This window comes from Mycobacterium sp. URHB0044, from assembly GCF_000620625.1.
Classification (GTDB): domain Bacteria; phylum Actinomycetota; class Actinomycetes; order Mycobacteriales; family Mycobacteriaceae; genus Mycobacterium.
This window is the reverse complement of sequence record NZ_JIAW01000001.1, coordinates 12379-24854: the sequence shown is the minus strand read 5'-3', so window position 1 is coordinate 24854 and position 12476 is coordinate 12379. Positions and strand designations below refer to the sequence as shown.

General features: G+C 67.2%; 13 protein-coding genes. 6 read left to right on the top strand and 7 right to left on the bottom strand.

Features of this window, described 5'->3' with window-relative positions; all coding sequences use genetic code 11:
* Positions 1–77 precede the first annotated feature (77 nt).
* Both N536_RS0100135 and N536_RS0100130 read right to left on the bottom strand, forming a co-directional pair.
* Positions 78–1874, bottom strand: a complete 1797-nt coding sequence (locus tag N536_RS0100135; RefSeq protein WP_029111749.1) for an acyl-CoA dehydrogenase — start codon at positions 1872–1874, stop codon at positions 78–80.
* A 34-nt stretch (positions 1875–1908) separates the two neighbouring features.
* Positions 1909–2127 carry a hypothetical protein gene (locus tag N536_RS0100130; RefSeq protein ID WP_029111748.1) on the bottom strand — a complete coding sequence of 73 codons (219 nt, stop codon included), beginning with the start codon at positions 2125–2127 and terminating at the stop codon, positions 1909–1911.
* 111 nt (positions 2128–2238) lie between these two features.
* Between N536_RS0100130 and N536_RS36945 the strand changes: the two genes are divergently transcribed.
* Complete coding sequence (locus tag N536_RS36945) at positions 2239–2718, top strand: DUF6098 family protein (protein ID WP_036434857.1); 480 nt, start codon at positions 2239–2241, stop codon at positions 2716–2718.
* Here N536_RS36945 and N536_RS0100120 read toward each other — a convergent pair.
* Positions 2697–3362 (bottom strand): TetR/AcrR family transcriptional regulator, encoded by a 666-nt coding sequence (locus N536_RS0100120; protein WP_029111747.1) that lies wholly within the window; start codon positions 3360–3362, stop codon positions 2697–2699. The genes N536_RS36945 and N536_RS0100120 overlap by 22 nt on opposite strands.
* 140 nt (positions 3363–3502) lie before the next feature.
* On the opposite strand from N536_RS0100120, the gene N536_RS42790 reads away from it, so the two are divergent.
* A complete protein-coding gene (locus tag N536_RS42790; protein ID WP_369798370.1) occupies positions 3503–3616 on the top strand; it encodes a hypothetical protein in 114 nt (37 codons plus the stop codon).
* Positions 3617–3639: 23 nt separating this feature from the next.
* Here the strand turns inward: N536_RS42790 and N536_RS0100110 are convergent, their stop codons facing one another.
* Genes N536_RS0100110 through N536_RS0100100 form a run of 3 tightly spaced genes read right to left on the bottom strand, consistent with a single transcriptional unit; the run spans position 3640 to position 6318 of the window.
* The gene (locus N536_RS0100110; RefSeq protein WP_029111746.1) at positions 3640–4443 is read right to left on the bottom strand and encodes an ABC transporter ATP-binding protein; all 804 of its coding nucleotides are present in this window, start codon (positions 4441–4443) and stop codon (positions 3640–3642) included.
* A complete protein-coding gene (locus N536_RS0100105) occupies positions 4427–5455 on the bottom strand; it encodes a glycine betaine ABC transporter substrate-binding protein (protein ID WP_029111745.1) in 1029 nt (342 codons plus the stop codon). Before N536_RS0100105 ends, N536_RS0100110 begins: the two co-directional genes overlap by 17 nt.
* Positions 5452–6318, bottom strand: coding sequence for an ABC transporter permease (locus N536_RS0100100; protein ID WP_029111744.1), 867 nt, complete (start codon positions 6316–6318; stop codon positions 5452–5454). The genes N536_RS0100105 and N536_RS0100100 overlap by 4 nt, the downstream gene beginning before the upstream one ends.
* A 667-nt stretch (positions 6319–6985) precedes the next feature.
* Here N536_RS0100100 and N536_RS0100095 point away from each other — a divergent pair.
* The 4 genes from N536_RS0100095 (at position 6986) to N536_RS0100080 (ending at position 12037) form a co-directional block, all read left to right on the top strand.
* On the top strand, positions 6986–7786 hold the full coding sequence (locus N536_RS0100095; RefSeq protein WP_036435112.1) for a SigB/SigF/SigG family RNA polymerase sigma factor: 801 nt from the start codon (positions 6986–6988) through the stop codon (positions 7784–7786).
* An 88-nt stretch (positions 7787–7874) separates the two neighbouring features.
* Positions 7875–9410, top strand: a complete 1536-nt coding sequence (locus N536_RS0100090; protein WP_029111742.1) for a Re/Si-specific NAD(P)(+) transhydrogenase subunit alpha — start codon at positions 7875–7877, stop codon at positions 9408–9410.
* Positions 9411–9440: 30 nt separating this feature from the next.
* Entirely contained in the window at positions 9441–10886 is a 1446-nt protein-coding gene (gene pntB, locus N536_RS0100085) for a Re/Si-specific NAD(P)(+) transhydrogenase subunit beta (RefSeq protein WP_029111741.1), read from the top strand.
* Positions 10887–10897: 11 nt separating this feature from the next.
* Positions 10898–12037, top strand: a complete 1140-nt coding sequence (locus N536_RS0100080; protein WP_029111740.1) for an acyl-CoA dehydrogenase family protein — start codon at positions 10898–10900, stop codon at positions 12035–12037.
* 97 nt (positions 12038–12134) lie between these two features.
* Here N536_RS0100080 and N536_RS0100075 read toward each other — a convergent pair whose 3' ends face one another.
* Positions 12135–12401, bottom strand: a complete 267-nt coding sequence (locus tag N536_RS0100075) for a helix-turn-helix transcriptional regulator (protein ID WP_029111739.1) — start codon at positions 12399–12401, stop codon at positions 12135–12137.
* Between the last annotated feature and the right edge of the window lie 75 nt (positions 12402–12476).

The window sequence follows — 12476 nt, the reverse complement described above, 5'->3', positions numbered from 1 at the left end:
AAGGAGCGATTGCGATACCTGTCCAACGCCTTTACAGCATCGCTTGATGCTTTTTCTGTATGGATCCCGGCGGTTGGCTAGAACCAGTCGTCGCGCATCTCAAGCGTCGTTCGGTCCAGACTTTCCAGCAGGTCGAGTTGCGCTGCGGTCCTTGGCAATTCGTAGGTGAAGAAGAAGCGCGCTGCCTGCCGCTTGCCGTCATAGAAGTCCCCCGACCGTCCCGCGGTGGCCGCGAACTGCTCCAGCCACATCCACGCGACCATGACGTGCCCGAACGCCTCGAGGTAGATCACGCTGTTGGCCAGCGCGGCTTCGACGTCACCCGAGCCGAACATCCCCGACGTGACGGCGACGAGCCGTTCCCACGACGTCCGCAACCGCGCGGCCAGCTCGGCGACCTCGCCACCCGCCGCCGTCGCCTCCGCCACCGAGCGGGCCACCGCCTTGTCGAGCTCGGCGAGACTGGCACCGCCGCGCTGAGTGACCTTGCGGCCAAGCAGATCCAGGCTTTGGATACCGTGGGTGCCCTCGTGGATGGCGTTGAGCCGGTTGTCCCGGTAGTGCTGCTCGACGTCGTACTCGCGGGTGTAGCCGTAGCCCCCGTGCACCTGGATGGCCAGATCGTTGGCCGCCAGACACCACTGCGAGGGCCAGCTCTTGGCCACCGGGGTCAGGATGTCGAGCAGCAGCGTCGCGGACTCGGTTTCCTCGGCCGACTCCGGCGAGTGCTGCACGTCGATCAGCCGCGCGCAATACAGGGCCAGCGCCATGCCGCCCTCGACGTAGGCCTTCTGCGCCAACAGCATCCGCTTGACGTCGGGATGCTCGACGATCGGGATCTGCGGCGCCGACGGATCCTTCGCGGTCACCGGCCGGCCCTGTGGGCGTTCCCGCGCGTATTGCAGGGACTTGAGATAGCCGGTGTAGCCCAGCGACACGGCGCCCATGCCAACGCCCAGGCGGGCCTCGTTCATCATGTTGAACATGTAGGCCAGCCCGCGGTGCGGCTCGCCGACGAGGTATCCGACCGCACCCGACTCCCCGCCGGGGCTGAAGGTGCCGTCACCGAAGTTGAGCACGGTGTTGGTGATGCCCCGCTGGCCCATCTTGTGGTTCAGCCCGGCCAGCGCGACGTCGTTGCGCTCGCCAACCGACCCGTCGGCGTCGACCAGGAACTTCGGCACGACGAACAGCGAGATGCCCTTCGTGCCCGGCGGACCGCCGGGGATCTTGGCGAGCACCAGGTTGACGATGTTCTCCGACATCTCGTGCTCGGCGCCCGAGATCCACATCTTCGAACCGAACAGCCGGTAGGTGCCGTCGTCCCGCGGTTCGGCGCGGGTCGTGATGTCGGCCAGCGACGAGCCCGCCTGGGTCTCCGACAGCGCCATCGTCCCGGTGAACCGGCCCGCGAGCATCGGCTTGACGAAGGTGTCGACCTGCTCCACGCTGCCGAACTGCGCCAGCAGGTTGGCATTGGCGATCGTGAGCATGAGGTAGCCCGACGTGCTGATGTTGGCCGCACAGATCCACGCGAAACCTGCCTGGGCCACGGACATCGGCAGCTGGCTTCCGCCGAGGCGTTCGTCGGCCGCCATGCCGAGCAGATCGGCATGCGCGAACGCGTCGAGCGCCTCCTTTACCTCGGGGATGACGGTGACCGTGGTGCCGTCGAACGTCGGCTCCTGCGCGTCGCTCTTCTTGTTGTGCGGCGCGAAGTACCGGGTTGCCAACTGCTCGCACAGGTCGAGCACACCGTCGAAGGTCTCGCGGGAGTGCTCGGCGAACCGTTCCCTCTTGGTCAGCTCGTCGACGCGCAGCCATTCGTACAGCAGGAAGTCGAGGTCGCGCCTCGACAGGATGGTGGACTTCATCAGGCCATCCTGCTCCTGCGCGGATACCCCGCGGTCAGCGCCAGGTGTCCTCGACGTCCTGTTCGTACCGCTCGAACGCTGTGATGAGCCCGGTGAGCACTTCGGCGGTGGTCTCGAAGAGGGTCTGCCCCTTCGGATCTCCGATCGCCCCCACCTCGTCGCGGGCATGCGTCACCACGTCGCTCATCATGTTCTTCAGCCTGGTGGAGTGGTTCCGCGGATCGTCTTCGGGAAACTCCTGTGGATCGGTCATTGCTCGCCTCCCTTGCCGCTCGTCGTCGTCTGTGTACTACCCGGCCTGGGTACTACCCGCTGCGCAGCAAATTCCACGTTTCAACGGGAGGCGCCAGGGTAGATCGCGACCGTGACCACCGACCCCGTCAACTCGCCGCTCCCCGTGATCGACACGCTGGACGAGCTGGCCGCGCTCATCGAGCGGGTGCCCGACGTCTACCTCCGCTACTCCGAGGGACCGGAGAAGGACAGCGACGAATCAGCGAGCTGTGATTACGAATCCCACGTGCTGATGCCGGGCCTGTCGGTGGCGGCGATCGCGCCGGAACCGTGGTGGCCGAGGGCCGCCAGTGACTGGATCGCCCGGCGCATCCGGCAGTACGCCCAGCTGGGTCACGCCCAGGGTCGGTTCGCCTGGCTGCTGTCGGGCCGGGTGGTGGGGCACGGACCCGACCACGAGCCGCTCGTCACCGACGTCCAGCCGATCGCGCGGCTCAGTGACCGTCTGCTGAGGGAAGCCGCCGCGGTCTATCGGGCCCGGTTCGACGTCGGCCGCGACTCCCGCACCGCCGACCGCAGCACCGCGGTTCAGGCGGGTGGGGCGGCCTGAGCCGTCGACGGCGTGTCTCCGAGTGGCGACTCGATCCGGACCACCTCGTCCTTGATCAGGCCGCGCAGCAGTGCGGTGCTGAACTCGACGGCGATCTCCGGGGCGGTGCGCCTGCCGTGTGGCCGCAGCCAGCGGTAGGAACCCAGCGTCATCCCGATGTAGCCGAGGGCCAGGACGTGCGAGTCGCAGTCGTAGAACTCGCCGCTGGCGATGCCGCGGTCGATGACGTCGCGGACGTGCTCGTAGACGGTGGTCTCCGCCTTGCGGATGTAGGCGACCTGCTCTTCGGTGAACCACTCGGTGATGTACGGGCCCTCTTGGAAGTACACGGCGGCGCGCTCGATGTTGCCGGCGATGCCGACCAGCAGCCTGCGGGTGAAGTGGTAAATCGTCTCGCGTGCGGTCGCGGTGGGGTCGTCGTGCAGGGCGTCGACGGTGAAGTCGGCCGCACTCTTGTAGATGTCGTAGAGGATCAGCGACTTGCTCGCGTAGTAGTGGTACACGGTCGCCTTGTTCAGGCCCACGGCGTCGGCCACGTCGTCCATCCGGGTGCCGTGATATCCCCGCGCGGCGAAGAGCTTCGTGGCTACCGAAAGCAGCTCCTCGCGCCGGGTCGACCCGTTGGACTGTGGCTCGGTGGACATGGCGACTCACTATATGCAGGCCGGGACTCCGCCCGGGTACCAATCAACTGGTTGGCCAGTCTAGGCATTCGGTCCCATCGGGTATCGAGCGCGGGGTGCCTGGGGATAGACTTCGATCAACGTCACTTCGCTGGGAGGTACTGATGGATCCGAATCCGGATTACGACGCGAGTGACGAGATCGAATACTTCTTCAACTGGTTCCCGTGGGCGCTGCGCGGCGTCTACCCACCACCGGCGTATCCGCCGGTCTAGGCCTGAATCAGGCCACGCCTCGATCAGGCTGCGGCCGCCCTGACGGCCCGGCCCACCTCTGCGCGCAACCGGGTGTACTCCGGCGACAACCGCAGTTCCTCCGCGTCGACGCCCGTGCGGGGTAGGTCGACGGGTAGGTCCAACGCCACTTGACCCGGCCGCCTGGTCAGCACCACTATGCGTGAGCCCAGGAACGCCGCCTCGTCCGCGCTGTGCGTGACGAACACCGTCGTGCGACCGGACTCGGCGCTCACCTGCCGGACGTCCTCCTGCAGCCGTTCCCGGGTCAGGGCGTCCAGCGCGGCGAACGGCTCGTCGAGAAGGAACAGCGGGGTCTCGGCCGCCAGCGCTCGGGCGATCGCCACGCGCTGCTGCTGACCGCCGCTGATCTCCCAGATCTTCCGGTCGGCGGTGCCGTCGAGACCGACGCGTGCCAGCAACTCATCGCGGCGCTCGGCGCGACGTTCCCGTGGCACCTTGGCGTACTTCAGCGCCAATTCGACATTGCCGCCGACGGTGCGCCACGGGAACAGCCGCGGCTGCTGGAAGACCACACCCGCCGTCACGCCGGGCGTCGGAGGCGACCCCTCCACCGCAACCGTTCCCTCGCTTGGGGTTTCGAATCCGGCGATGAGCCGAAGCAGCGTGCTCTTGCCGCAGCCCGAGGCGCCCACGAGCACCAGGAACGAGCCGGGGTCGACCGTGATGTCGACGGGCCCGAGTGCGGTGACTTGATCCTTGCCCGAGCCGTAGCGGTGCGAGACGCTCTTGATCCGCAGGCCGCTGCGAGTGTCGGGCTCGGTAGCGGTGTCACTGGGCGAGCGCACCTGGCAATCCCTTCACGTAGATCGCGTCCTGGAAGGTCTTCAGCGGTGCGGCGGAGGGGATCTGGCTCTGCTGGGCCAGGAACTCCGATGCGGACTGCAGGTTCTTGGCGATGTTGCCGACCGCACCGTCGGTACCCAGCCACTCCGGCGACGTCAGCTGCTCGGGTGTCAGGTACACGCCCTGTTTGAGCTGTCCCGCAACGACATCGGGGGCCAGGCCGATCTCGGCCGCGATCGCCTTGGCGGCGGCATCCGGGTCGTCCTTGATGGTGGTGAGTGCGCGGGCTTCCTGCTGGCGCCACTTGTCGACGACGTCGGGATGCGCGGCGGCGAACTCGTTGGACACCGCAGCGAGATCCAGCGTCGGCTTGCCGTCCTTGGCCAGTTGGCGGCTGGTGATCAAGTCCTTGCCCGTCTTGCGCAGATCGTCCAGCGTCGGCAGCCAGGTGTAGGCCGCGTCGATGTCGCCGCGATCCCACGCCGCCAGGATCGCCTGCGGCTGCAGGTCGATCAGCGAAACGTCCTTGGGCGTCAAGTTGTTCTGCGCGAGTGCGGCCAGCAGGCTGTAATGCGCCGTCGACGCGAACGGCGTGGCGATCCGCTTGCCCTTGAGGTCGGCAATCGTGTTGATGCCCGTGCCGTTTCGGGCGATCAGTGCTTCGTTGTCGCCTGCGACGTCGAGCACGAACGCGACGCTGTAGGGGATGTTCAGCGGTGCAGACAACCCGCGGGCCACCGGGCTGGAGCCGAGCGCACCGAAGTCGAGTTCCTTGGCGATGAACGCGGTGTTGATGTCGGCGCCGGAGTCGAACTTGATCCACTTGATGTTGTAGTCGGGCAGTGCCTCTTCGAGCCACTTGTTGTTCTTGACGATCAGGTCGCCGCTGGGGAACGTCTGGTAGCCGAGGCGGAGGGTGGGCTTGGCGGAGTCCTGCCCGGAGTGGTCCACCGCGCAACCGGACAGCGCGAGCGCCGAGACGGCAACCGCCGCCACTAGGGCCTTGAATCTCAAATCTTTCCTCTCCATGGGACCGCGCGGCGTTCCACGGCGCGAAGTAGACCGTCGATGATCAGACCCGAGAACCCGATGGCGAAGATGCCGACGAGCACGACGGGGGTGTTGTTGTAATTGCTTGCGTCCTTGACCAATCCGCCGATTCCGGGGATGCCGTTGAACAGTTCGGCGGCGACCACCGACGAGTAGGCCATGCCGACCGCAAGGCGGATGCCGGTGAACGTCTCGGGAAGCGCCGAGGGCACGACGACGTCGCGGATCACCTGTGCCCGGGTGGCGCCGAGCGCGCGGGCCGCCTCGGTCAGTCCGACCGGTGCCGCGACGACGGCGGCCGTCGTCGCCACTGCCGCGGGCGGAAGCGCCGCGAGCGCCAACAGCGTGATCTTCGGCGCCTCGTCGATCCCGAGCCAGATCACCAGCAGGAAGAAGTACGCCAGCGGTGGCAGCGCGCGCAGGAACGTCAACCAGGGTTCGAGGACACTGCGCACCCAGCCGATCGACCCCATCACCAGGCCGAGCAGGACACCGAGACCGACGCCGATGACGACGCCGACCAGCACGCGTCGCAACGTCATGTAGAGGTGCTCCCACAGCAGATAGCCCGCGTAACCGCGGACCCCGTCATGGGTGGCCGACACGTCGATGAAGGCCTGCCACACCGTGCTCGGGTAGGGCACGAAGGTCTGGTTCCAGATGCCTGCGGCAGCGGCGAGCTGCCAGACGATCCCGAAGACGACGACCGAAAGCAGCGGCAGCGCCGCACGGGTCAGCCGGCCGCGCCACCGACCTTCGGCGGGTGCGGGCTCTGCGGGCGAGAGGACCTGCGACTCATCGGGCGTGATATCGACGAAGACCGACACTATTCCTGCGACTTCCTGCGGCGGGGCTGATGCTGGACGGGGAGTGCGTCAGCGACGGCAGGAATCGGCGGGCGGTGTCGCGCTCATCTCGACATTGATACCGGGCGTGGGCCAACTGGCAAAGAGCTTCGATCACGCTGAATCTAATGGCGCGCGGCATCGCTTCGCCAGGTGGTGCGACGTACCCCGTATGGGCAGGTTCAAACATCGAATGCGGGCAGACCCGTGGAAGCGCCTTGGAAGACGCTGCGGCACTATCGAATTCAAGACCGGTACGGATAGCCGCCCGGAGCGCTCCACCAGCAGATTCCGAAATCTGCCTTTCAGGCTTCCTAGAAAGAGGGTAAGGTAGCGGTTGTCCACCCGGACTCACCGCCGTTTAGTGCAAAGCGGCCGTAACGCCGCACGGCGAGCGGGCACCGCTCCTCACATGACTTACTAAACGGTCCCTTCGCATATGCGGCGACGGCAGATTGCCGGTCCGTCCGATTGACGGATGACGATGTAGCGCGCCCTGCTGGGGCCGTCGCATTGCGACGCGGCGCTGCATCCTGGGCACCTCCGAGGGGGTTCCACGCATGCATGACGACTACTGGACGACGACCATCGAATGGGGATCACTCGACGCGGGGGTACGCCCGTGACGCTCGAAGCAATCGCACCCGAAGTGGCTGCACCAGAGGCGGTTCCGACCGAAGCGGTTCCGACCACCAAGCACACGGACGAATACGCCGACGTGGTCGAGATGTTCCACGTCCTCGTGACGCTGCCCGCCGAATCGCACGAATACGGGCGCCAGCGGGAACGCATCATCACGCGGTGCCTACCATTGGCCGATCACGTTGCGCGCCACTATGACCGGCGCGGCGAGAACATCGAGGACCTCACGCAGGTCGCCCGACTCGGCCTGATCAACGCCGTCAACCGGTTCGATCCCGACAAGAGCGCGAGCTTCCTCGCCTTCGCGGTCCCCACCATGATGGGTGAGGTTCGACGGTACTTCCGTGACCATGGCTGGTCGATGCACGTGCCACGGCGCCTCAGGGATCGACACGGGCAGATCACCAAGGCGACGGCACATTTGACGCAGACCCTCGGCCGCGCTCCGACCGCGGGCGAGTTGTCGGAGCTGCTCGACCTCGATCGCGAAGAGGTGGTCGAGAGCCTCGTCGCGGCGGCGTCGTACAACGTGCACTCGATCGACGCGCCCGTGGCGACCGGCGACGGGAAGCCGCAGATGCTGGCGGACACCATCGGCGACGTCGACCCCGAGTACGACCACATCACCGACATGGCCTCGGTGCGGCCGCTGCTGGCGGCCCTACCGGAGCGTGAGCGGACGGTGCTGTATCTGCGTTTCTTCGGCTCGATGACACAGAGCCAGATCGCCGAACGGATCGGCGTCTCGCAGATGCACGTGTCCAGGATTCTCGAGCGGACGCTGAGCAAGCTCAGGACTCAGCTGTAGACCCGGATCGTTTCTCGACTGGCCGCGCCTGCCCCTGACCGCAAGAGGGGCACGCGCGTGCTCGCGGCTCAAATGGGAGACTCATCCGATGATCATCGGGATACCGCGCGAGTCTCACGCGGGCGAGACGCGTGTCGCCGCCACGCCGCAGACCGTCGGACAACTCATCAAACTGGGCTACTCCGTCGTCGTCGAGTCCGGTGCCGGCGATGCCTCCAGCTTCTCCGATGCCGCCTACGTCGAGGCCGGCGCAGAGATCGGAGAGGCTCTTTCCGCCGACGTCGTACTCAAGGTCAACGCACCCAACGACGCCGAGATCGCCGAGCTGAAGGACCACGCCACCGTCATCGGCCTGATCTCGCCGGCGCTGAACCCGGAACTGGTCGAGAAGCTGTCCGCCCGACCGATCACGGTGCTGGCCATGGACGCCGTCCCGCGCATCTCACGCGCGCAGTCGCTGGACGTGCTGTCGTCGATGGCCAACATCGCCGGATACCGGGCCGTGGTCGAGTCCGCCCACGCCTTCGGCCGGTTCTTCACCGGCCAGGTGACCGCGGCGGGCAAGGTGCCACCGGCCAAGGTGCTCGTCGTCGGCGCGGGAGTGGCCGGGCTGGCCGCCATCGGCGCCGCAGGCGGCATGGGCGCCATCGTCAAGGCCACCGACCCGCGGCCGGAGGTCGCCGACCAGGTCAAGTCGCTCGGCGGGGAGTACCTCTACGTCGACCCGGAGGCAGCGGAGGTCTCGGCCACCGGCTACGCCAAGGAGATGGGCGAGGACTACAAGGCCCGCGAGGCGGCGCTGTACGCCGAGCAGGCGAGAGACGTCGACATCATCATCACCACCGCGCTGATCCCCGGCAGGCCCGCGCCCCGCATCATCACCGCGGAGATGGTCGCCTCGATGAAACCGGGCAGCGTGATCGTGGACATGGCCGCGGCCAACGGCGGCAACGTCGAGGGCACCGTCAAGGATCAGGCGATCGTCACCGACAACGGCGTCACGATCATCGGCTACACCGATTTGGCCGGACGACTACCTGCGACCGCCTCCCAGCTCTACGGCACCAACCTGGTCAACCTGCTCAAGCTGCTCACCCCCGAGAAGGACGGCCGGCTCACACTGAACTTCGATGACGTCGTGCAGCGGTCGGTGACCGTCGTGCGCGACGGCGAGACCACCTGGCCGCCGCCACCTGTCCAGGTGTCGGCCGCACCGGCCGCGGCCGCCGCCGCTCCCGTCGAGCCGAAGCCGGCCAAACAGCCGATGTCACCCAGCCGCCGGCTGGGCATCACGTTCGCCGCCGCCGCGGTGCTGTTCGCGCTCATCGCACTGTCCCCGGCCGCGCTGCAGGTACACCTGACGGTCTTCGCGCTGGCGATCGTGATCGGCTACTACGTGATCGGGCACGTGCACCACGCGTTGCACACCCCGCTGATGTCGGTGACCAATGCGATCTCGGGCATCATCGTCGTCGGCGCGCTGCTGCAGATCGGGCACGGCATCTACACCGGCGGGGCGGTCGTCACGGCGTTGGCCACGGTCGCGATCCTGCTCGCCAGCATCAACGTCTTCGGTGGCTTCGCGGTGACCCGCCGCATGTTGGCCATGTTCTCGCGCAGCTGACCCGCGCCCCTCTACCCAGGAACGGATCGCATGTTCACCTTAGAGACTGCCGCCACCGCGGCCTACGTCGTCGCGGCCCTGCTGTTCATCCTTGCCCTGGCCGGGTTGTCCAAGCACGAGACGTCGCGGTCCGGCAATACCTTCGGCATCGCAGGCATGGCGGTGGCGCTGATCGCCACCATCGCGCTCGCACTGTCCCGCCACATCGAACCGCTCGGGGTTGGCTTGCTGGCAGGCGCGATGGCGATCGGTGCCGCGATCGGCCTGTGGCGCGCCCGCGTCGTCGAGATGACCGGCATGCCCGAACTGATCGCGCTGCTGCACAGCTTCGTCGGCCTGGCCGCGGTGCTGGTGGGCTGGAACGGGTACCTGCACGTCGAAGGTGACCTCGGAGGTTCAGAGGCCGCGGCGCTCGACGGCCAGGGCCTGCTCGGCATCCACTCCGCCGAGGTCTTCATCGGCGTGTTCATCGGAGCCGTCACGTTCACCGGGTCGATCGTCGCCAACCTCAAACTCTCGGCGCGCATCAAGTCCACGCCGCTGATGCTGCCCGGCAAGAACTTCCTCAACGTCGGCGCACTGGTCGTGTTCTTCGCGCTGACGGTCTGGTTCGTCATCACGCCCAACCTGTGGCTGCTGGTCGCCGTCACCGTGCTGGCCCTGCTGCTCGGCTGGCACCTGGTCGCCTCGATCGGCGGCGGCGACATGCCGGTCGTGGTGTCGATGCTCAACAGCTACTCCGGCTGGGCCGCTGCGGCGTCGGGCTTCCTGCTGTCCAACGACCTACTCATCGTGACCGGCGCGCTCGTCGGCTCCTCCGGTGCGTACCTGTCCTACATCATGTGCAAGGCGATGAACCGGTCGTTCATCTCGGTCATCGCGGGTGGCTTCGGCATCGAGGCCGGCCCGGCGGACGACAAGGACTACGGCGAGCACCGCGAGATCACCGCCGACGGCGCCGCCGAACTGCTCAGCTCGGCGAGCTCCGTCATCATCACCCCCGGTTACGGCATGGCCGTCGCTCAGGCTCAGTACGGCGTCGCCGACCTGACCCGCAAGCTGCGCGAGCGCGGCGTCAACGTCCGCTTCGGCATCCACCCCGTCGCGGGCCGACTGCCCGGCCACATGAACGTGCTCCTGGCCGAGGCCAAGGTGCCCTACGACATCGTGCTGGAGATGGACGAGATCAACGACGACTTCGACGACACCGACGTCGTGCTGGTGATCGGCGCCAACGACACCGTCAACCCGGCGGCGTCGGAAGATCCCAGCAGCCCGATCGCCGGGATGCCCGTGCTGACGGTCTGGAATGCCAACAACGTCATCGTGTTCAAGCGGTCCATGGCCTCGGGCTACGCGGGCGTGCAGAACCCGCTGTTCTTCCGGGAGAACACCCAGATGCTCTTCGGTGACGCCAAGGACCGGGTCGACGCCATCAACGCCGCACTGTCGGAGACGGTTCACACCGGAAACTAGGATGTCCAACCATGCCGGTTGACCGCCTTCTGCCCTCTGACGAAGCCCACGACCTCATCGCGCTCACCCGCGACGTCGCCGACAAGCTGCTCGATCCGATCGTCGACGACCACGAGAAGTCGGAGACCTATCCCGAGGGTGTCTTCGCGCAGTTGGGCGCAGCCGGGCTGTTGAGCCTGCCGCAGCCCGAGGAGTGGGGTGGCGCAGGCCAGCCGTTCGAGGTGTACCTGCAGGTGCTCGAGGAGATCGCCGCCCGCTGGGCCGCGGTGGCCGTGGCCGTCAGCGTGCACAGCCTGTCGTCGCACCCGCTGCTGGCGTTCGGCACCGAGGAGCAGAAACGGCGGTGGTTGCCGGGCATGCTGTCGGGTGACCAGATCGGCGCGTACAGCCTGTCCGAGCCGCAGGCCGGTTCCGACGCGGCCGCGTTGCGATGCTCGGCCAAGCCCGCCGACGGTGGCTACGTGCTGAACGGGTCGAAGTCCTGGATCACCCACGGTGGGGTGGCGGACTTCTACACGCTGTTCGCGCGGACTGGCGAGGGGTCGCGCGGCATTTCGTGCTTTCTGATTCCCGGTGATCTCGAGGGCCTGTCGTTCGGCAAGCCCGAGGAGAAGATGGGGCTCGCGGCCGTCCCGACCACGTCGGCGTTCTACGACAACGCGCGCGTGGAGGCGGACCGCCGCATCGGCGCGGAGGGCCAAGGCCTGCAGATCGCGTTCAGTGCGCTGGACTCGGGGCGGCTGGGCATCGCCGCCGTTGCCGTGGGCATCGCGCAGGCCGCACTGGACGACGCGCGCCGCTACGCCAACGAGCGAACGACGTTCGGGCGCAAGATCATCGACCATCAGGGCCTGGGCTTCCTGCTGGCCGACATGGCGGCAGCCGTGGTGAGCGCCAGGGCCACGTATCTCGACGCGGCGCGCCGCCGCGACGCCGGGCGGCCGTATTCGACGCAAGCCAGCGTGGCCAAGCTGGTGGCCACGGACGCCGCGATGAAGGTGACCACCGACGCGGTGCAGGTGTTCGGCGGTGCGGGGTACACGCGCGACTACCGCGTCGAGCGGTACATGCGTGAAGCGAAGATCACGCAGATCTTCGAGGGCACCAACCAGATTCAACGTCTGGTCATCGCGCGCGGCCTGACCGACTAGGACTCCCGGGCCGCACGCGCTGACGACTGTGCGGATCCGTACGCCGCGGCGGCGTGTTGCGTACGACACCGCACGTTCGACGGCGGAGGGTCGGGGCTTAGATCGCCATCCGTTGGTCGTCGGTGCCCTGCCAGGCGTCGACGGCGTCCTGCAGCGGCATGCCCAGCGCGGTGCAGACGCCGATCACCGTGCCGAAGCTCGGGCTGGGGATTCTTCCGACCTCGATCTTGCGCAGCGTCTCGGGTGAGATGCCGGCATCGCGCGCGACGGCCTCGGGGTCGCGACCGGCGCGGGCGGCCCTGATCAGCGCGCCGAGGCGCTGTCCGGCCTTAACCTGCTCGGGACTCAGAGGTACGCGCACCATGCCGGTCAGCATAGCCGGTATTCAAATACCGCGGCTGGTACTGTCGAGACGGTATAACAATACCGATGCTGAACG